Source organism: Arthrobacter sp. W4I7 (assembly GCF_030816215.1).
Taxonomy (GTDB): Bacteria; Actinomycetota; Actinomycetes; order Actinomycetales; family Micrococcaceae; genus Arthrobacter; species Arthrobacter siccitolerans_A.
The window spans coordinates 4,311,905-4,331,874 of record NZ_JAUSXU010000001.1; the positions used below are offsets into that span (position 1 = coordinate 4,311,905).

15 protein-coding genes and 1 pseudogene are annotated in these 19,970 nt (G+C 66.4%); 14 read left to right on the forward strand and 2 right to left on the reverse strand.

Features of this window, described 5'->3' with window-relative positions:
- Window positions 1-23: 23 nt before the first annotated feature.
- The 5 genes from QF047_RS19605 to purU are packed head-to-tail and all read left to right on the forward strand — an operon-like array spanning window position 24 to window position 6,291.
- Complete coding sequence (locus QF047_RS19605; protein ID WP_306637502.1) at window positions 24-428, forward strand: sarcosine oxidase subunit delta; 405 nt, start codon at window positions 24-26, stop codon at window positions 426-428.
- Window positions 425-3,385 carry a sarcosine oxidase subunit alpha family protein gene (locus tag QF047_RS19610; RefSeq protein WP_307280525.1) on the forward strand — a complete coding sequence of 987 codons (2,961 nt, stop codon included), beginning with the start codon at window positions 425-427 and terminating at the stop codon, window positions 3,383-3,385. Before QF047_RS19605 ends, QF047_RS19610 begins: the two co-directional genes overlap by 4 nt.
- A complete protein-coding gene (locus tag QF047_RS19615; protein ID WP_307280529.1) occupies window positions 3,378-4,016 on the forward strand; it encodes a sarcosine oxidase subunit gamma in 639 nt (212 codons plus the stop codon). Before QF047_RS19610 ends, QF047_RS19615 begins: the two co-directional genes overlap by 8 nt.
- A 1-nt stretch (window position 4,017) precedes the next feature.
- Complete coding sequence (locus QF047_RS19620) at window positions 4,018-5,391, forward strand: L-serine ammonia-lyase (protein ID WP_307280531.1); 1,374 nt, start codon at window positions 4,018-4,020, stop codon at window positions 5,389-5,391.
- A gap of 3 nt (window positions 5,392-5,394) precedes the next feature.
- Window positions 5,395-6,291 (forward strand): formyltetrahydrofolate deformylase, encoded by an 897-nt coding sequence (gene purU, locus QF047_RS19625; RefSeq protein ID WP_306637495.1) that lies wholly within the window; start codon window positions 5,395-5,397, stop codon window positions 6,289-6,291.
- A gap of 252 nt (window positions 6,292-6,543) precedes the next feature.
- Here purU and QF047_RS19630 read toward each other — a convergent pair whose 3' ends face one another.
- Complete coding sequence (locus QF047_RS19630) at window positions 6,544-7,503, reverse strand: hypothetical protein (RefSeq protein WP_307280535.1); 960 nt, start codon at window positions 7,501-7,503, stop codon at window positions 6,544-6,546.
- A 187-nt stretch (window positions 7,504-7,690) separates the two neighbouring features.
- On the reverse strand, window positions 7,691-9,241 hold the full coding sequence (locus QF047_RS19635; protein WP_307280538.1) for a PucR family transcriptional regulator: 1,551 nt from the start codon (window positions 9,239-9,241) through the stop codon (window positions 7,691-7,693).
- A gap of 110 nt (window positions 9,242-9,351) precedes the next feature.
- Between QF047_RS19635 and QF047_RS19640 the strand changes: the two genes are divergently transcribed.
- The 9 genes and pseudogenes from QF047_RS19640 (at window position 9,352) to QF047_RS19680 (ending at window position 19,964) form a co-directional block, all read left to right on the forward strand.
- Entirely contained in the window at window positions 9,352-10,872 is a 1,521-nt protein-coding gene (locus QF047_RS19640; protein ID WP_307280540.1) for a cytosine permease, read from the forward strand.
- Window positions 10,873-10,921: 49 nt separating this feature from the next.
- Window positions 10,922-11,878: a polysaccharide deacetylase gene (locus QF047_RS19645; RefSeq protein ID WP_307280543.1), complete on the forward strand. Its 957-nt coding sequence runs from the start codon at window positions 10,922-10,924 to the stop codon at window positions 11,876-11,878.
- A 317-nt stretch (window positions 11,879-12,195) separates the two neighbouring features.
- Complete coding sequence (locus QF047_RS19650) at window positions 12,196-13,380, forward strand: ABC transporter substrate-binding protein (RefSeq protein WP_307280546.1); 1,185 nt, start codon at window positions 12,196-12,198, stop codon at window positions 13,378-13,380.
- 162 nt (window positions 13,381-13,542) lie between these two features.
- Window positions 13,543-14,412, forward strand: a pseudogene (locus QF047_RS19655) (peptidase); the annotation flags it as partial.
- A 281-nt stretch (window positions 14,413-14,693) separates the two neighbouring features.
- Window positions 14,694-15,713: a VOC family protein gene (locus tag QF047_RS19660; RefSeq protein WP_307280549.1), complete on the forward strand. Its 1,020-nt coding sequence runs from the start codon at window positions 14,694-14,696 to the stop codon at window positions 15,711-15,713.
- Window positions 15,714-15,719: 6 nt separating this feature from the next.
- The gene (locus QF047_RS19665) at window positions 15,720-16,679 is read left to right on the forward strand and encodes a fumarylacetoacetate hydrolase family protein (RefSeq protein ID WP_307280552.1); all 960 of its coding nucleotides are present in this window, start codon (window positions 15,720-15,722) and stop codon (window positions 16,677-16,679) included.
- The gene (locus QF047_RS19670) at window positions 16,676-17,710 is read left to right on the forward strand and encodes a cyclase family protein (protein ID WP_307280554.1); all 1,035 of its coding nucleotides are present in this window, start codon (window positions 16,676-16,678) and stop codon (window positions 17,708-17,710) included. Before QF047_RS19665 ends, QF047_RS19670 begins: the two co-directional genes overlap by 4 nt.
- A 59-nt stretch (window positions 17,711-17,769) precedes the next feature.
- Window positions 17,770-18,894, forward strand: a complete 1,125-nt coding sequence (locus tag QF047_RS19675) for an FAD-dependent monooxygenase (RefSeq protein ID WP_307280556.1) — start codon at window positions 17,770-17,772, stop codon at window positions 18,892-18,894.
- Entirely contained in the window at window positions 18,891-19,964 is a 1,074-nt protein-coding gene (locus tag QF047_RS19680; RefSeq protein ID WP_307280559.1) for an amidohydrolase family protein, read from the forward strand. The genes QF047_RS19675 and QF047_RS19680 overlap by 4 nt, the downstream gene beginning before the upstream one ends.
- Window positions 19,965-19,970: the final 6 nt, after the last annotated feature.

Here is a 19,970-nt window from a genome sequence, read left to right on the forward strand (position 1 = left end):
CTGCACTTAGAAAGAAGACGCACATGCTGCTCATCTCCTGCCCCAACTGCGGCTCGCGCGACGAGACCGAATTCCACTACGGCGGCCAGGCCCACGTGCCCTACCCGGAGAACCCGAGCGGGCTGAACGACCGCGAATGGGCCGAGTACCTGTTCTACCGGGACAACACCAAGGGCGCCTTCGCCGAGCGCTGGCTGCACAGCACCGGCTGCCGCCAGTGGTTCAACATGCTCCGCGACACCGTTACCTACGAGATCCAGGCCGTCTACCCCATGGGTTCGCCCCGGCCGGATGCAGCAGGCAAGGTGACCGCCGAAACCGGCACCGCCAGCCTCGCCCCGGACAGCACCACCACCGGAAGCGCGGCTCCCGGCACGTCCACCACCAGCATCTCCAGCACCACCGCCCCGGAAGGAGCAACCAAGTGACTTCCCAGAATCCCGCGACTTCCCAGAACGCCCGCCTCGCCGCCGGCGGACGCATCGACCGCACCATCTCCTGGCGCTTCACCGTGGATGGCGAAGAGTTCACCGGCCATCCGGGCGATACCCTCGCGTCCGCCCTGCTGGCCAACGGCCGCGTCGCCGCCGGCAACTCCCTCTACGAGGACCGCCGCCGCGGCATCATGTCCGCCGGGGTGGAGGAGTCCAACGCCCTGGTCAAGGTGGCTCCCCGGTTCCCGGGCCACGTGGCCGAGTCCATGCTCCCCGCCACCACCGTCACCCTGGTGGACGGCCTGAAGGCGGAGTACCTGAACGGCCTGGGCAAGCTGGACCCGGCGGATGACCGTGCCGAGTACGACAAGAAATACGTCCACACGGATGTCCTGGTGATCGGCGGCGGCCCCGCCGGCCTGGCCGCAGCCCGCGAAGCCGTCCGCAGCGGCGCCCGCGTGATGTTGCTGGATGACCAGCCCGAGCTGGGCGGATCACTGCTCTCCGGATCCACGGCACCGGGCCTGGCGGAGACGATCGAAGGCAAGCCGGCCCTGGAATGGGTGGCGGATGTCGAAGCCGAGCTGGTTTCGGGCGCCGAATCCACCGTCCTGAACCGCACCACGGCCTTCGGCGCCTACGACGCCAACTACGTGATTGCTGTCCAGAACCGGACCGACCACCTGTCCTCCCCCGCCGCCTCAGGTGTTTCCCGCCAGCGTATTTGGCACATCCGTGCCCACCAGGTGGTGCTGGCTCCCGGCGCCCACGAACGCCCGCTGGTGTTCGAGAACAACGACCGGCCGGGCATCATGCTCGCCTCGGCAGTCCGCAGCTACCTGAATCGGTTCGCAGTGGCAGCTGGGCAGCGCGTGGTGGTCAGCACCACCAACGACAGCGCCTACGCCCTGGTTGCTGACCTGCGCGCCGCCGGCGTCAAGGTGGCCGCTGTCGTGGACGCCCGTCCGCAGCTCACGGCTGTGGCTGCTGCCGCCGTCGAAGCCGGCACCCGGGTGCTGATCGGCAGTGCCGTCGCTAATACCGCCGCCGGCAGTGACGGCCGCCTGGCTGGCGTGACCGTCCGCAGCATTAACGACGACGGCGAACTCACCTCGGGCATCGAGAAGATCGCCTGCGACCTCCTGGCAGTGTCCGGCGGCTGGAGCCCGCTGGTCCACCTGCACTCCCAGCGGCAGGGCAAGCTGCGCTGGGACGAGGACCTGGCCGCCTTCGTGCCAAGCACCGTAGTACCGAACCAGCAGACCATCGGCTCGGGCCGCGGCAGCTTCGAACTTCAGGACTGCCTCGAAGAGGGTGTTTCCGCGGGAGCCTCGGCAGCCATCGCCGCCGGCTTCAGCACTGGCACCAAGCCCGCACCGCTCGCCGCGCCGAAGGCCTCCGCCCCCACCCGCCAGCTGTGGCTGGTTCCCGGGGAACAGGGCACCCCGGACGACTGGCACAACCACTTCGTGGACTTCCAGCGTGACCAGTCCGTGGCTGACGTGCTGCGCTCCACCGGGGCCGGCATGCGGTCCGTGGAGCACATCAAGCGGTACACCTCCATCAGCACCGCCAACGACCAGGGCAAGACCTCCGGCGTCAACGCGATCGGCGTGATCGCCGCCGCGCTCAGGACCGCCGGCGAAGCCTCCCGCGGCATCGGCGACATCGGCACCACCACCTACCGCGCACCCTTCACCCCGGTGGCGTTCGCGGCACTGGCCGGACGCCAGCGCGGCGAGCTGTTCGACCCCGCCCGCGTCACCTCCATCCACCCGTGGCACGTCGCCAAGGGCGCCCTGTTCGAGGACGTGGGGCAGTGGAAGCGGCCCTGGTACTACCCGCAGGCCGGCGAGGACATGGACACGGCCGTGCTGCGCGAGTGCGCCGCCGTCCGCGACTCGGTGGGCTTTATGGACGCCACCACCCTGGGCAAGATCGAAATCCGGGGCAAGGACGCCGGCGAGTTCCTGAACCGGATCTACACCAACGCATTCAAGAAGCTCGCCCCCGGCTCCGCCCGCTACGGCGTGATGTGCACCCCTGACGGCATGATCTTCGACGACGGCGTGACCCTGCGCCTGGACGAGGAGACCTACTTCATGACCACCACCACCGGCGGCGCCGCCAAGGTGCTGGACTGGCTGGAGGAATGGCTGCAGACCGAATGGCCGGAACTGGACGTGCACTGCACCTCGGTGACCGAACAGTGGAGCACCATCGCCGTCGTCGGGCCCAAGTCCCGTGAGGTCCTGGCCAAGGTGGCTCCGGAACTGGCCGCCAACGGCGGGCTGGAGGCCGAAGCCTTCCCCTTCATGACCTTCCGCGAGACCACCCTCGCCTCCGGCGTCCGCGCCCGGGTCTGCCGGATCTCCTTCTCCGGTGAACTGGCCTACGAGATCAACGTGCCGTCCTGGTACGGCCTCAACACCTGGGAAGCCGTGGCAGCCGCCGGGGCCGAATTCAACATCACCCCCTATGGCACCGAGACCATGCACGTGCTCCGCGCCGAAAAGGGCTACCCGATCGTTGGCCAGGACACCGACGGCACCGTCACCCCGCAGGACGCGGGAATGGAATGGATCGTCTCCAAGGCCAAGGACTTCATCGGCAAGCGCTCCTACGCCCGGGTGGACGGACAGCGCGAGGACCGCAAGCACCTGGTGAGCGTCCTGCCGGTGGACGGCGGAATCAGGCTCCCCGAAGGCACCCAGCTCGTGGAAAAGGGCCGCTCCACCAACCCCGCCTACGGGCCGGTTCCGATGGAAGGCTTTGTCACCTCCAGCTACCACAGCGCAGCGCTGGGCCGGTCGTTCGGCCTGGCCCTGATCAAGAACGGCCGCAACCGGATCGGCGAGACCCTCATTGCAGCCGCCGGTGACCAGCTGGTGGACGTTGTTGTCGCAGAAACCGTACTTTTTGACCCCGAAGGGACCCGCAAAGATGGCTGAAACAGCAGCACCCGCAACCTCGTTCGAGAACAACCTCTCGCACCGCGTCAGCCCCGCTGCCCAGCTCAGGGCAGCGTTTGAAACCGGCTCCGTCCGCGGAGCCGTGGAACTGGGCGAAATCGCGTTCCTCACCATGGTGGGCCTCCGGGTTGACCGGAACAGCGACGCCGGTCAGCGGGTAGCCTCCGTCACCGGCGGCCTGCCCGCAGCCTCCGGCGGCGTCACCGGCACCGGGGACACGTCCGTACTGTGGCTCGGACCCGAAGAGTTCCTGGTGGTGGCACCGACGGAAGCCCACGAGTCCCTCGGTGGCGACCTGATCCAGGCACTGCGCGAAGCTTTGGCGGACGGCGAAGGCCAGGTGGTGGATCTCTCCGCCAACCGCACTACCTTCGAACTCACCGGGCCCCGGTCCCGGGCAGTCCTCGAAAAGGGCTGCTCACTGGACCTGCACCCCCGCGCCCTGTTGGCTGGCACGGCGCTGTCCACCGAGATCGGCAACATCCCTGTGGTCCTGTGGAAGACCGGCGAGGAAAGCTTCCGGCTCTTCCCGCGGGCTTCGTTCGCCGATTTCCTGGGCCGCTGGCTCCTCGACGCCATGCGGGAGTATGCCTCCCCCGAGGTCCCCTAAATTGGCGCTCAGCGTCCTGGACCTGTTCTCCGTTGGCATCGGGCCGTCGTCGTCACACACGGTGGGCCCGATGCGGGCAGCGAAACTGTTCGCGGACGGACTCAAGGGGGACGGACACCTGAGTTCCACAAAGCGTGTGCAGGCCGAACTGTTCGGCTCGCTGGGTGCCACCGGGCGGGGCCACGGCTCGGACAAAGCAGTGGTCCTGGGTTTCAAGGGCCTCGATCCCGAAACCGTGGACACCACCACCGCCGATGACCAGGTGGCGGCCGCCGCGCTCGACGCCGAACTGTGGATCGGCGGCGACCACCGGGTGGACTTCAACTGGGACGAGGACGTGGTGCTGCACCGCCGCAAATCCCTTCCGGCCCACCCGAACGGCATGACCTTCCGGGCCCTGGACCACTCCGGCGCCGTGCTCAGCGAACGGAGCTTCTATTCCATTGGGGGCGGCTTCGTGGTGGACGGCGATGCAGACGCCGGCGACCGGATTGTGGAAGACTCCACCGTCCTCCCCTACCCCTTCAGCACCGCCGACGAACTGTTGGACATCTGCCACCGTGAGGGCATGTCCATCTCGGACGTCATGCTCGCCAACGAGCTGGTGTGGCGGACCGAAGCGGAGCTGCGGGAAGAACTGCTGAAGCTGTGGGCCGTGATGCGCGAATGCGTGGACAACGGCTGTGCCGCGGAAGGAATCCTTCCGGGCGGGCTCAACGTCCGCCGCCGCGCGCCGTCGTTATTCCAGACCCTGACCGCGGACACCGGGGTGACCGACCCGCTGCGGGCCATGGAATGGGTGAACCTGTTCGCGCTGGCCGTGAACGAGGAGAACGCCGCCGGCGGGCGGATCGTCACCGCGCCCACCAACGGCGCAGCGGGCATCGTCCCGGCGGTGCTGCATTACTACGTGAAGTTCGTGCCCGGCGCCAACGACGACGGGGTGGTCCGCTTCCTGCTGGCTGCGGCCGCCGTCGGAATCCTGTTCAAGATCAACGCCTCCATCTCCGGTGCCGAGGTGGGCTGCCAGGGTGAAGTGGGCTCCGCCTGCTCCATGGCAGCCGCCGGGCTCTGCGAGGTGCTGGGCGGAACGCCCGCCCAGGTGGAAAACGCCGCCGAGGTGGGGATTGAACACAACCTGGGCCTGACGTGTGATCCGGTAGGCGGGCTGGTGCAGATCCCCTGCATCGAACGCAACGCCATCGCCAGCGTCAAGGCCATCAACGCTGCGCGCCTTGCCCTGCACGGCGACGGCAGCCACAAGGTATCCCTCGACAAAGCCATCAAAACGATGCGCGAAACAGGAGCCGACATGAAAACCAAGTACAAGGAAACCTCCCGCGGAGGCCTTGCCGTCAACGTAATCGAGTGCTGAGCCATGACTGCCATCCAGACTGAAACCCCCGTTTCCCAGCCGCCCACCACCGTGGAGCACGTCCTGACGCTGGACTGCAGCGAGTCGCCGGGCATCGTCCACGCCGTGTCCGGCTTCCTGCTCGAGCACGGCTGCGACATCATCGACAACCAGCAGTTCGGCGAGCGCTCCGAAGGGCACTTCTTTATGCGGGTGCATTTTGCGTCCGACGGCGATGCCTCCACCGCGGACACGCTGCGGGCCGCTTTTGGTCCCGTTGCCGAGAAGTTCGGGATGCGCTGGCGGCTGGAGCGGCAGGGTTCGAAGCGGCGGGTGTTGATCATGGTGTCCAAGTTCGGGCATTGCCTCAACGACCTGCTGTTCCGCGCACGCATCGGCGAGCTGCCGGTGGACGTGGTGGCCGTAGTCTCGAACCACACGGACCACCAGGCACTGGTGGAATGGCACGGAATTCCCTTCTTCCACGTGCCGGTCACCGCTGCCACGAAGCCTTCCGCAGAGGCGCGGCTGCTGGAGCTGGTGGACGAGTTCGATGTGGAGCTTGTGGTGCTGGCCCGGTACATGCAGGTCCTCAGCGACAACCTGACACGGAAGCTGGACGGGAAGGCGATCAACATCCACCACTCGTTCCTGCCCAGCTTCAAGGGCGCCAAGCCGTACCACCAGGCCTACGCGCGCGGCGTGAAGACCGTGGGCGCCACCGCGCACTACGTCAACAGCGAGCTGGATGAGGGACCGATCATCTCGCAGCAGACCGTTGAAGTGGACCACACCTACGGGCCCGAGGACCTGGTGGCCGCCGGCCGCGACACCGAATGCAAGGCCCTGTCCAACGCCGTCCGCTGGCACTGCGAGGGCCGGGTGATCCTGCAGGGCAACCGGACAGTGGTGCTCCGCTAACCCCCTCCCCTGGGACGCTCTCTCACTTAACGCGGCTTCCCAAACGATCCTCTCTCACTTGATGTGGGTCTTATCCGGACGCTCTCTCACTTGATGTGGGTCTTATCCGGACGCTCTCTCACTTGATGTGGGTCTTATCCGGACGCTCTCTCACTTGATGTGGGCTTTCACGTGACGCTCTCTCACCTTTGGTGAGGGAGTGTCACGGCGTTAAGAGTCATCTTGGGCATAAAGGCACATACCGGCCGCCGCTCAGTCGCCGCTAGCAAACCCCGACGCCTGTGGATGGTCAAGCCAGCCTCGCCGAAGTTCCCGTTTGACGCGTTGCACTGCACCTTCGAAACCGTCAGCAAAGTCGTCTTTGTCAAGAACCAGAACCGTCCAACCGGCTGACTCGAAGGCCTTGTCCCGTCTCCTGTCACTGAGGATCTGCGTCCCGCCAAGGTGATGGCCGCCGTCGTACTGGATGGCAAGGCGGCGATGACGATAGCCGAGATCGGCCGACGGCGACCGCGCATCTCCGGCGCGCAGTGGCACCTGAAGTTCAGGTTCGGGTAGGCCCGAGCTGACGATAGCCAGGCGGAGCAGCGATTCCGGCGCGGAGTCCGCACCCACCCGCATCAGATCCAGCGCTTCGCGGGCCCTGACGATGCCCTGGAGATTTGAGTGGCGGCCCACCAGGGTACGCAGCCCGGCCAAGGTGTCATAGGGCTCCGTCCGTCCCTCGAAAGCCACGCGGGGGTTACGGATCAGTTCATCACCCAGGCACACCAGGTCATGGAGCGGCAGGACGCGCGCCATATCCAGCCAGGTTCGAGAGCGAGTACTCAGCCGGATACCGTCGACCAGTTCAATCTCATCTTCAAGGGCCAGGACGGTATGCCCGAATATGCCCTTCCGGCGGACCGACGGCAGCGCACGCGGTTTGCTGAGATGCAGTTCGGTGGAATCAGCCAGCCACGGCGGCAGCAGTTGGCACCGGAGCCGGGCCGCGGTCACATGGGAGATCCAGGCACCGGGCGAGGCAGCGGACAACGCCCTGGCGGCACCTTCCAGATCGAAGTCCCAATCCGCCGGGCGGTAAAGACCGCGGCCCACGTTGACTACATCCTTGCGCCGAAGTCTGTCCAGGGTGACGCCGGAAGCCCTGGCCGAGCGGAAGGTGAAAGGAGCCTCTGCCAACGGCGGGGGCAGGAAATTCTGCTTTCGCATGCTGGCATTGTGCCTTGGCCTGGCAGGACGCTGCAGAAGTTTTCCACAGGCCTGCCGTTGGGCGGCGGTGGGTGAGAGGGCATCACCTCAAAAGCCCACATTTAGTGAGAGAGGGTTGCCGGAAATCCCACCTTAAGTGAGAGAGGGTTGCCCAGAAAGGCCGCGTTAAGTGAGAGAGCGTCCGGGGTTATTTGGGCTGCAGCGCGGCCAGGCGGGTGGCCAGGTGCAGGGCCGCCAGCCTGCCGGTGCCGCGGGGATCTCCGCCGCACAGGGAGAAGATCCGCTGCAGCCGTTGATGCATGGATTGCCGCTCCACGTGCAGCTCCCGCGCGGCCTGAGCTGTATTGCACCCGGAGTCCAGCCAGACCCGGAGCGTCTCCAGCAGCTGGGAATGCCGCAGGGCGTCGTGCTCAAGGACGGCCGCCAGCTGCTGGTTGACGAAGTCGCGCCGCGGAGCCTCTTCCATCGCCTGAACGGCGAGCCGTTCCACGGCGTACGCCTGGGCATCAAGCACCTGCCCGGGTGCGGTTGCCGCTGAGCTGGAACGGCCGACGTCGGCAGCCAGCTCCAGCGTGAGCCTCGCCTCCGCGAGGGACCAAGGGGCGGATGATATGCCGGAGGCCACAGGCCCGACCGCGCTCACCGTTCCCTCCGGCACTTCCAGCGGCTGCAGGCCGTCCACAATCTTCTGCCGTTCGTCCTGGACGTTGCCGGAACGTAGGACGCCCAGCGCCAGGAGCTCCGCGTTGTCCGCATAACTGGCGCCGTGCTGCCCGCCCGGATCGAGCAGATGCTGCACATCCTTCCGGAGCTGCTTCGAGGCAGGGGAACGGACCACCACCGCCACCACCTGTGCGGTCACCGGAATTCCAGCGGCGGGAGCCAGTTCCTGGAGCCGCCAATTCTGCTTGCCGGAATCAATGGCCCGGATCAGGGCAGCACCCGCCATTTCCTTTAACCCGGGAGGCATGCGTTGCAACAGGGCCAAGGCCAGAATGTCCACCGACCGGTTCGCCGCAATCCTCGCCAGGTTCACATCAGCTTCGCCGCGGACATTGAGCATCAGCCGTGCGGACGGAATCCCGCGTACCGAAACCTCGGCCTGAATGATTTGCGCAGGATCGGCGGGCTTACCGGCAGGCGGGACAAGTTCAGCCTTTCCATCCTGCCCGTTCGGCTCAGCACTGGCGAGGGTCACCCCGGCGGTGGAAGTAAGCACCACCTCCGCGCCCGTCGCCACTGCCAGGACCGCAAGGATCCGGTCCAGGCCGCTTCCGTGGGCAAGCTCCACGGCCATGGCGTGGCTGGCCTGGTCCGCCTGCTGCAGATGCGCCGCCGACTCGCTGACGAGCTGTGAGTTGATGGCCTCCATGACCCCAACGAACGGGACCACCTTGCGGAGCTCGATCAGGGGAAGCCCGGCAGCTTCAGCCGCGGCCACCATCGAGGAGGGAATCGAAGGCAGCATTGTGCCGGTCTCTATCGCGAGCGCCGCCACTCCGCGCTCGGCCAGGTCCCGGATATAGTCCGTCCGGCGCTCATCGGACGCGGACGCAAGAGCCTGCCCGCCGGTCAGCAGGAGTTCACCGCCACCCAGCAGCGACGCGATATCCAGGACCTCGCTCGAATGGATCCACCGGAGCTGGGTCTGCGGAACAACACCAGCGGCCGCACGCACCACCGGATCGGCGGCCGCCACCGTCGAATGCCGAAGAACATCTTCCAATCGAACCGGCATGACACTCCGTCGTGTAGAAGGGGAAAGTTCAAGACACATTGTAGATGGTGGATGTGGCCCCTGACACATAATCTTGAGGAATCCCCATCCCCCTCAACGAAGAGGCCTCGATGCAACAACAACCCACAAGCCCAGGAATCGAGCAGTCCGCCCATGCGGAAGACGTCGAAGCCTGGCTCCAGCCCATTCCCGAGTCCCAGCGCACCCACAAGGTTTCAGGCCAGTTCTGGATCTGGGCCGGCGCCAACCTCGCACCGATCAACTGGGTGCTGGGCGCCCTCGGAATCCACCTGGGGTTGGGTTTCGCGGACACCGTTACAGTGCTCGTACTGGGCAACCTGATCGGCATGCTGCTCTTCGGCTGCTTCGTCCTGCTGGGCCAGAAGACCGGTGCCACCGGCATGGTGCTCGCCCGGGCCGCCTTCGGCCGCCGCGGCAACTACCTCCCGGCAGCCATCCAGGCGCTCCTGGTGATCGGCTGGTGTGCCGTCAACACATGGATCATCCTGGACCTGGTCATGGCGCTGTTCGGCACACTCGGCTGGGTGGATCCCACCGCCCACAACTACGGCTGGAAGATCGGGGTGGCCACCACCATCATGGCCGCCCAGGTAGCCATTGCCTGGTTCGGCTACAAGGCAATTGCCGCCTTCGAAAAGTGGACCGTCCCGCCCACCATCATCATTCTCGCGGTCATGTCGGCAGTGGCGTGGTTCGGCATGAAGATCGACTGGGGCTATGCCGGACCGGCAGGCAACATCCTTGAAGGATCCGAGCGGATTGCCGCCATGAGCGCCGTGATGACGGCCATCGGCATCGGCTGGGGTATCACCTGGTTCACCTACGCCGCCGACTACTCCCGGTTCGTCAGCACCGAAGTCCCCAAGAAAAAGGTCTACCTGGCGTCCGTACTGGGCCAGTTCATCCCGGTGGTCTGGCTCGGTGTCCTCGGCGCCAGCCTGGCCACCAACAGCGGTGAAATCGACCCCGGAAAACTCATCGTCCAGAACTTCGGCGTGATGGCGCTGCCAGTGCTGCTGATGGTGCTCCACGGCCCCATCGCCACCAACATCCTGAACATCTACACCTTCTCAGTGGCCACGCAGGCACTGGACATCACCATCAGCCGCCGCAAACTCAACCTGTTCGTCGGCGTCTTCTCTCTCGCCGCCGTCGTCTTCTTCATCTTCCAGGAGGACTTCGCAGCAGTCCTCGACGCCTGGCTCATCGGCCTCGTCGCCTGGGTGGCTGCCTGGGGCGGCGTAATGCTCGTCCACTACTTCTGGGTCGACAAGCGCTGGCCCGGCAATCCCGAAAGGCTGTTCGACGACGTCGGCACCAGGCGGCTCCCCGGCGTCAACTGGGCGGGCATCACCTCCCTCCTGGTGGGCATCTTCGCCACCTGGCTGTTTATGTACGGGCTCGTCCCCGCCATGCAGGGCCCCATCGCCGTGGCCCTGGGAGGCTGGGATCTGTCCTGGCTCGCCGGCGGCCTCGCCAGTGCCGCCAGCTACGCGATCCTGGGCCCGAAGATGCACCGCAAATTCATTGAGTCCACCCCTGCCCCTGCAGACCAGCTGCCCACCGAGCTGACCGGAGCTTCCGCTCCCGGCACGCCGGCAGCACTCTGACGCCGCCTCCCGATTCCCGCGCTCCCCGAGCCGCAACGCTAGGACAACCATGACTCCCGATGCATTTCCCGATTCCGCCCATCCCATCACCTGGCCCGAGGGCAAGCGCGCGGCAGCATCCTTCACGTTCGACGTCGACGCCGAATCCTGCACCATCGCCCACGATCCCAAGAGCACCCGCCGGATGTCGCTGATGACCCACCAGTCCTACGGGCCCAGGGTCGCTGTTCCCCGGTTGCTGCAGATCCTTCAGAGGCAGGACATCCGCGCCACGTTCTTTGTTCCCGGCTTCACGGCCGAGTGCTACCCGGACACCGTCCGCCGGATCGTCGACGCGGGGCACGAGGTGGCGCACCACGGCTACCTCCACGAGCCCATGCAGGGCATCGACGCGGAAACCGAGGCCCGGTACATTGACCGCGGGCTGGAGGCGCTCGCCAAAGCAGCCGGCGTGGAGCCCGTGGGCTACCGGGCACCCTGGTGGGAGCTGAACTGGCACTCCACCGGGCTCCTGGCGGACCGTGGCTTCCTCTACGATTCGAGCCTGCTCGACGGCGATGCCCCCTACCGCTTCAGCGTCGCCCCCGGTGACTCCCGTGACATCGTGGAGATCCCGGTCGACTGGGCGCTGGACGACTGGGAACAGTATGCCTTCTACCCCGGGGTGACCGGAAGCGGCGTCATCGAGAGCCCGGCCAAGGTCCTCGAAATGTGGACGCTCGAGGCGGAGGCACACCACGCCCAGGGTAGTTGCTTCGTCCTCACGAACCACCCCTTCATCTCCGGCCGGCCCTCCAAAGCCGTGGCGCTGGAACGGCTCATCGAACGGGTCAAGGGGATGGACGGCATGTGGGTGGCCACGATGGAAGAGATCGCCCAACACACCCGGGACACGGTCCAGGAAGTTCATACCCACGCGCGGATCGAGGTGCCGGCCTTCCCGGACACGGGAGCAAAGTTCACGCCGGCGGGGGTACTTGAATCCAGGCCCGCCGCCGCCACCTGAGCCGCCGGGGCGACGCTACAAAGAACAGCCCCGGCGATCAGCAACAGTGGAGTGGTACTGCACCCTTGGCGGGGGCAGTACCACTCCACTGGCGTTTAAGAACCCTTGGTGCGGGGACCTTCCGCAGCCCAGCCAAGCCAGGATCCGCCGTCGTACGCCCTGCCGTTTTGTGTCTTTCCACGACGTTCCTTGACGCTGCGCTACGTCCTGTTGAGCGTTCGAGACGTCCCGTGAACGCCCGCGACGGGAACGATTGTGGCGGTGCCGGGTGCTCCGTAATCTCAACTCAGCACCCCGCCCCAGCAAAGGAATCCCCCATGTCAGACCCCTCGAACAAGAGCTCCGAGAACCAGGAAGGCTCCACCCGCATCGTGGCCGGCCAGTCCGCCCGCCCCAAGCGTCCCCTGGGCCAGAAGATCGGCATCGCCGCCGTCCTCCTCGCCCTGGTGGGAGGCGGCACCGCCATCGCCGCCACCGTGAACAGCGGCGGCAGCACTCCCGCTGCCGCCGAGGAAACCGCACCCGCCGGAAACCCGGCAGCCGAGCTCAAGCTGGGCTACTTCGGAAACGTCACCCACGCCCCCGCCCTGGTGGGCGTCAGCCAGGGCTACATCGCGGACGAACTCGGCGACACCAAGCTGACCACCCAGGTGTTCAACGCCGGGCCCGCCGCGATCGAGGCGCTGAATGCCGGCGCGATCGACGCCACCTACATCGGCCCGAACCCCGCCATCAACTCGTTCGTCAAGAGCGGCGGTGAGTCGATCAACATCATCGCCGGTGCTGCGGCCGGCGGCGCCCAACTGGTGGTCAAGCCGGAGATCAACTCCGCGGCCGACCTCAAGGGCAAGACCCTCGCCTCCCCGCAGCTCGGCGGCACGCAGGACGTCGCCCTTCGCGCCTGGCTCACCGCGCAGGGCTACAAAACCAACGTGGACGGCAGCGGCGACGTCGCCATCAACCCCACCGAGAACGCCCAGACCCTCAAGCTGTTCCAGGACGGAAAGCTCGACGGCGCGTGGCTGCCCGAGCCCTGGGCCTCCCGCCTGGTGCTAACCGCCGGCGCCAAGGTCCTCGTGGACGAAAAGGACCTGTGGGACGGCTCGCTGTCCGGCAAGCCGGGCGAGTTCCCCACCACCATCCTGATCGTCAACCAGAAGTTCGCGGCGGACCACCCGGACACCGTCAAGGCACTGCTGAAGGGCCATGTGAAGTCCGTTGAGTGGCTGAACAAGGCTGCCGCCGGCGAAAAGGCCAGCGTCATCAACGCCGCCCTCAAGGAAGCTGCCGGCGCCGAGCTGAAGGCCGACGTGATCGACCGGTCGCTGAAGAACATCGTGTTCACCGTTGACCCGCTCGCCGGAACCTACCAGAAGCTCCTGGCCGACGGCGTGACTGCCGGCACCACCAAGCAGGCCGACATCAACGGCATCTTCGATCTGCGCGCGCTCAACAGCGTCTCCGGCGAGAAGACCTCAGCTGCGGGGCTCGGCAAAGAGTAGCCACCGCCCACACTTGCGAAGGCACCCGCTTGGCGGGGACTAAAGTCCCTTGCCAGGCGGGTTCTTTCTTGTGGAAATCCTGCGGATTCCCAGCGTCGCGGCGGTTCAGCCCTCCCCTAGGCTAAGGGAGTTCATCAGCGGCAGGGGCACGGCTAAAGGGGGATGTCGGTGCGCGGTTCCGACAAGAACGGCGGTTCGCTGCCGGGCAGCGACGGGGACATTCCGTACCCGAATATTCGTCGTTCCCCCAGTGGACGGATCCCGCAATGGGCCATCGACGAGGCCTTCGGCAAGCCGCAAGCGCCCACTTCGTGGCGGGGCCCCGAACCCACGCCTCTTCGACGAAAGACATTCGGAGTTCGGTCCATCAGGCCGCCGCGCTCCCCTGGACGGTCAGTGCGGTTGAAGACGGGGCTCGGCCTGGCCCTGGTGGTGGGCCTGTACTTTTCGCCCTCGCTGTTTGACCGCTTCATCCTTCCAACCGTCCTGCCGTACCTGCCCGGTTCGCCGGTCCCGCCGCCCGGTTATGAAGCAGCGGAGGCCCCGTTGGGAGCACCGCCGGTGACTACGGGTTCCACAGCGTTTGTTCTGCAGGAGTCGCCGGAACCGGGTCAAGCGTTCGTGGCTTACGACCCATGCCGGCCCATCCATTTCGTGATCCGTCCGGAGAACGAAGTGCAGGGCGGAGACATCTTGATCCAGCAGGCAGTATCTGCAGTGTCCAAGGCTTCCGGTTTGCAGTTCATCTACGACGGCACCACCGAAGAGGCCCCCTCGGAGGAGCGCGAAGCCTTCCAGCCCGACCGGTACGGCAAGAGGTGGGCACCAGTGCTCATTGCCTGGTCAACACCCGAAGAAACGCCCGGGCTGTCAGGAAACATCGCCGGTGACGGCGGCAGCAACTACGCCCACGTCACAGGACAACCTCTGGTCCTCGTCGCCGGACAAGTGCGCCTGGACGCCCCGGACCTTGCTGACATCCAGGCTGGTCGACCCAACGGGGTTGACTACGTCCGCGCCATCATCATGCACGAGCTTGGGCACGTCCTGGGGCTGGATCACGTCAGCGATCCGACACAGCTGATGCATGCTGAGAACATGGGCCTCCTGGACTTCTCGGATGGCGACCGCGCCGACTTGCCATCCTTGGAAACGGGCCATGCGTCCCGCAGCTTTGACCACCCCCGCCAAGTATCAGCAAGACGGATACTTGATATCGAAAAACTCGCCTTCCCCGAATATATGAAGTGCCTCACAGTAGTTACAGGACCTGCACCAAACCGACAGCAGCCAGTAACCAGAAGGACTTCAACGTGGAAACTCCGCTCTCCCATCTTGCCCACCTCGAGATCACCGCCCCGGACGTCGAAGCCTCGGCCCGGTTCTATGAGGAAAAGTTCGGTATGCGCATCATCGACCGCGTGGACGGCAACGTCTACCTGCGCTGCTGGGGCGACTACTACCGCTACAGCCTGGTCATCACCGAAGGCCCGGAAGCAGCATTGGGCCGGATGGCCTGGCGCACCAACTCGCAAGCAGCCCTTGAAGCAGCAGCCCAGCGCATCGAAGCGACCGGCGTGCAGGGCACCTGGACTCCCGGCGGACACGGCTACGGCAAGGCCTACGAATTCACCGGCCCCTACGGCCACCACATGCGCCTCTTCTACGAGGTGGAAAAGTTCGTGGCCGAGCCCGGCTTCGAGTCCACCTACCCGGACCGTCCGGAGCGCCGCAGCAGCCACGCCGCCGCGCCCCGCTTCCTGGACCACGTCACGGTGGCTTCCTCCGATGTCCGCGGTTTCGCCAAGTGGTACAACGAGGCCCTGGGTTTCCGCGTCATGGCGTTCGTGGACCTGGATGAAGCACCCATCACCGTGTTCTCCGTGCTGACCACCAACGAAAAGTCTCACGACCTCGGCGTCGTCCTGGACACCTCCAGCCGCGCCGGCCGCGTCAACCACATCGCCTTCTGGGTGGACGCTACCGAGGACCTGCTCCGCACAGCCGACGTCATGATGGAAAACGGGACCCCGATGGAATACGGCCCCTCCATCCACGGTGTGGGCGAGCAGAACTTTCTCTACTTCCGCGACCCCTCAGGCCTGCGCGTGGAGCTCAACTCAGGCGGCTACCGGAACTACGTCCCGGACTGGGAAGCCAACACCTGGAAGCCTTCGCTCGGTTCCAACAACTTCTACAAGAACGGCGCCATGCCGCACTCCATGACGGAATCCTTCCCGCCCGCGGAAGGCTTCACCGCCACGGAGGAAGGCGCTTCCCCCGAGATGAAGGAAGCGCTCCTGAACCCGTACGCCAAGCAGGGCCGGGGCTAAGACACCATGGCTGAAGCAACCTATTCCATCATCCGGTTCCAGGAAACCGGTGACAGCAAGGCCCGAGCCGGCCTCCTGGTCGGCAGCAGGGTCCTGCCGCTGGACGGGGACATCAACTCCCTGATCGAGCACTGGGACACCACCGAACCCCAGTTGGACGCCCTGGCCGCCTCCGCAGGCGAGGACACCGGACTGGCGCTGGCCGACGTCGAAATCCTCGCCCCGGTGGAGCCCGCCCAAGTCCTGCAGACCGGCGCAAACTACCGCAAGCACGTCATCGACCTCGCCGCCGCCCACCGCGAACCCGGCCAGGACGAGAACGAAGTGCGCGCCAAGACTGCCGCCATGATGGACAAGCGGGCAGGCCAGGGCACGCCGTACTTCTTCATCGGGCTCCCGACGGCGATCGCGTCCGCAACGGACGACCTCACCCTCCCGTCCTACTCCAAGTCCCACGACTGGGAACTGGAACTGGCGGCCGTGATCGGGAAGACGGCGTTCCGGGTCACCCCCGAGGAGGCCTTGGACTACGTCTTCGGCTACACCATGGTCAACGACATCACCACCCGCGAGTACGTCTTCCGCAAGGACATGCCCGCCATCGGTTCGGACTGGTACCGCGCCAAAAACGCCCCGGGCTTCCTGCCCACCGGGCCGCTGCTGGTCCCGGCCAAGTTCTTCGGCGACCCGCAGGACGTCCAGGTCACCCTGAAGCTCAACGGCAAAGCCATGCAGGACGAGTCCACGCAGGACATGATCTTCGGTGTGGCCAAGCTGGTCAGCGAAGCATCGCAGATCATGCCGCTTCGCCCGGGCGATCTTGTCCTCACCGGCAGCCCCGCGGGCAACGGCCAGCACTGGGGCCGGCTGCTCCAGGACGGGGACGTCATGGAGGGCACCATCACCGGGCTGGGCACCCAGCTCATCCACTGCAAGGACGAACCCACAAGCAAAGGTGTCCAGTGACTACCCAGGACACAGCACCAACCGGCACCGGGGAATCAACTGATTCCCATGTGATCCGGCGTGAGGACCCGCTGGGCAGTATCCGCGCCATGGCCGCGGCCCACAACAACTGGGGTCGCTGGGGCCAGGACGATGTCCTGGGGACCCTGAACTTCATCCACTCCGGCAAGCGCGTACAAGCCGCAGCATTGGTCAAGACCGGCGAGGCGTTCTCGCTGTCCCAGCCGTTCGACACCAACGGCCCGCAAAAGGGCTGGCGCCGCCGCACCAACCCGGTGCACACCATGACGGACACCGGGGTGGACGCAGAACGCGGCAACCAGGGCTTCCCGCACGGCTTCGGCGGGGCCGACGACGTGATCGCCATGCCACTGCAATGCTCCACACAGTGGGACGGACTGGGCCACATCTTCGACCAGGGCAAGGCCTGGAACGGCCGCGCCGCAGGGGACGTGGTCACCTCCGAGGGCGACCTCGTCACCGGGATCGAAACCGCCGCGGCGAAGATCGTCACCCGCGGCGTGCTGCTGGATGTCGGCCGCGCGCTCGGACCGGAGCTGGGAAGGAACGACGGCGAGCTGCCGGACGGATTCGCCATCACCCCCGAACACCTGCAGCGGACCATCGAACTCCAAGGCCCCAGCTCAACCGTGGGCCGGGGCGACATCGTGGTGATCCGCACCGGGCAGTACACGCGGGTCCGCCGCGACGGCTGGGGCGAGTACGCCGGCGGGTCGGCCCCGGGACTGTCCTTCACCACCGCGCCCTGGCTGCACCGCAGCGAAATCGCCGGAATCGCCACGGACACCTGGGGTTTCGAGGTCCGTCCGAACGAGTTCGACGCCGCCTTCCAGCCCCTGCACCAGATCGCGATCCCCAACCTCGGGCTGTTCCTGGGCGAAATGTGGGACCCGGACGCGCTGGCGGAAGCCTGCGCCGCGGACGGCAGGTACGACTTCCTGCTCACCGCAGCCCCGCTCCCCATTACCGGGGCAGTGGGATCACCGGTCAACCCGATCGCCGTCCGGTAGCTTCAGTTAAAACAGCAACAACCACCAGCAGTATCGCCGTCAATACAAAGGAGTCAGCGATGGCAGCAGTACAGAACGTCGGAATCGTTGGGGCGGGAGCCGCTGGGCTGGCCGCAGCCATCCTCCTGGCCGACGCCGGAATCCAGGTGGAAATCCTCGAAAAGGCAGACGCCCCGCAGACCCTCGGGTCCGGCATCACCCTGCAGGGCAACGCCCTGCGGGTGCTCCGCCAGCTGGGCGTCTGGGACCAGGTGGAGGCGAAGGGTTACGGGTTCAGCACCCTGGGCCTGCGCGCCCCGGACCCCGCCGGCACCGTCATCGCGGTCCTTGAGGACATCCGCACCGGCGGTGACGACCTCCCTGCCACCATGGGCATGTACCGCCCGGACCTCACCGCCATCCTTCGCGAACGGGCCGAGCAGGCCGGTGCGCTGATCAGCTACGGCAGGACCGTCACCGGAATAATTGACGACGGCGGCTCCGTCACCGTGAGCACGGCCGACGGCGGCAGCGCCACCTACGACCTCCTAATCGGCGCCGACGGCCTGCACTCAGCTGTGCGCAAGGCCATCGGCATCGACGTGGAACCCCAGCCCACCGGCATGGGCATCTGGCGTGCCTTCGTGGAGCGGCCCGACGAGGTGGTGCGCACCGACCTGACCTACGGCGGGCCGTGCTTTATCGCCGGCTACTGCCCCACCGGCCCGGATACCATCTACGCCTATTTGGTGGAGAAGGCCCAGGAGCGCAAGCACGAGGACGGGCCCCGCATCATGGCCGAACTCGCCGCCGCCTACGGCGGGCCGTGGAAGGAAATCCGCGCCAACCTGGACCAGAGCGCGCGCATCAATTACACGTGGTTCACCACCCACCTGGTGGACGGTCCGTGGAACCGCGGCCGCACCGTGATCATCGGCGACGCCGCCCACAGCTGCCCGCCCACGGTGGCGCAGGGTGCAGCCATGGCACTGGAGGATGCGGCTGTGCTGGTTGAGCTGCTCATCCAGGCTGACGACCTCACCGAAACCCTGTGGAAGGAATTCACCGACCGCCGGCTGGACCGGGCCAAGGCGGTAGTCAACGCTTCCGTCCAGCTGGGCCAGTGGATGCTCGACGGCGTCCGCGATGCCAACGTGCCCGGGCTGATGAACTCGCTGTCCACCATGCTGAAGGAACCCGCATGAGCACCGATTCTGTTCAAGCGCCCACTGTGGACGTCCACGCCCACATCCTGCTTCCGGCCCTGCAGCAGCTCGTGGCCGAGGCGGATCCCGAAGGCTTCGGTGCCCAGCAGGCCCTGGAGGTGCGGCGCAACGGCCCGGAATCCATGGCTGCATCCGGCAGGATGATCAAGGAGCGCTGGCCACGGCTGACGGACCTGGACCGCCGGCTCGCTGACATGGATGCCCAAGGCGTGGACGTGCAGCTGGTCTCGCCGTCGCCGTCGCACTTCTACTACTTCGCAGGTGAGGAGCTGGCCCTCAAACTGGCGAAGGCCGCCAACCAGGCGGTGCGGGAATTTGTGGACCGTGCCCCGGAGCGGCTCAACGGCCTGGGCCTGGTCCCGCTCCAGCACCCTGCCCTGATGGTGGAGGCCCTGGAGCACGCTGTGCTTGAGTGCGGGCTGCTCGGGGTGGAAGTTGGCTCCTTCGCGGCCACTCCGAACGACCCGGAACACAGCACCGTAGAGCTGTCCGATCCCCGGCTGGAGCCGTTCTGGAGCCGGGCGGAGGAGCTGGGCGCCCTGGTGTTCCTGCACCCCTTCGGCTGCTCGCTGGATGAACGGCTGGACCGCTTCTACCTCGCCAACACCGTCTCCCAGCCCGCCGAGAATGCGGTCGCCCTCTCCCACCTGATCTTCAGCGGCGTCCTGGACCGGCACCCGGAGCTCAAGGTTGTGGCAGCGCACGGCGGCGGCTACCTTCCCACCACCCTGGGCCGCTCCGACCACGCGTGGAAGGTCCGGCCGGAAGCACACGGCTGCGCCCAGCCGCCGTCGTCCTACCTGAAGAAGCTGTACTTCGACTCGCTCGTCCACAGCCCCGCGGAACTGCGGGCTCTCGTGGCCGCCGCCGGTCCGGAGCAGGTGCTGCTCGGCTCGGACTACCCGTTCGACATGGGATCGGACCTCCCTATGGACGAGGTACAGGCCGCCGGACTCCCTGCCGACGACGAAACCCAGGTTTTGGGCGGCAACGCACGCACACTGGGCATCACCGCGGCGGCCGCCCTGACCGCCCGACGCAACGCTTAAGGAACA

Excerpts from the sequence above, each read along its gene's own strand:
- QF047_RS19615 (WP_307280529.1), top strand. The coding sequence starts at position 3,378 with ATGGCTGAAACAGCAGCACCCGCAACCTCGTTCGAGAACAACCTCTCG.
- QF047_RS19645 (WP_307280543.1), top strand. The coding sequence starts at position 10,922 with ATGACTCCCGATGCATTTCCCGATTCCGCCCATCCCATCACCTGGCCC.
- QF047_RS19650 (WP_307280546.1), top strand. The coding sequence starts at position 12,196 with ATGTCAGACCCCTCGAACAAGAGCTCCGAGAACCAGGAAGGCTCCACC.
- QF047_RS19665 (WP_307280552.1), top strand. The coding sequence starts at position 15,720 with ATGGCTGAAGCAACCTATTCCATCATCCGGTTCCAGGAAACCGGTGAC.
- QF047_RS19605 (WP_306637502.1), top strand. The coding sequence starts at position 24 with ATGCTGCTCATCTCCTGCCCCAACTGCGGCTCGCGCGACGAGACCGAA.
- QF047_RS19680 (WP_307280559.1), top strand. The coding sequence starts at position 18,891 with ATGAGCACCGATTCTGTTCAAGCGCCCACTGTGGACGTCCACGCCCAC.
- QF047_RS19630 (WP_307280535.1), bottom strand. The coding sequence starts at position 7,503 with ATGCGAAAGCAGAATTTCCTGCCCCCGCCGTTGGCAGAGGCTCCTTTC.
- QF047_RS19675 (WP_307280556.1), top strand. The coding sequence starts at position 17,770 with ATGGCAGCAGTACAGAACGTCGGAATCGTTGGGGCGGGAGCCGCTGGG.
- purU (WP_306637495.1), top strand. The coding sequence starts at position 5,395 with ATGACTGCCATCCAGACTGAAACCCCCGTTTCCCAGCCGCCCACCACC.
- QF047_RS19635 (WP_307280538.1), bottom strand. The coding sequence starts at position 9,241 with ATGCCGGTTCGATTGGAAGATGTTCTTCGGCATTCGACGGTGGCGGCC.
- QF047_RS19640 (WP_307280540.1), top strand. The coding sequence starts at position 9,352 with ATGCAACAACAACCCACAAGCCCAGGAATCGAGCAGTCCGCCCATGCG.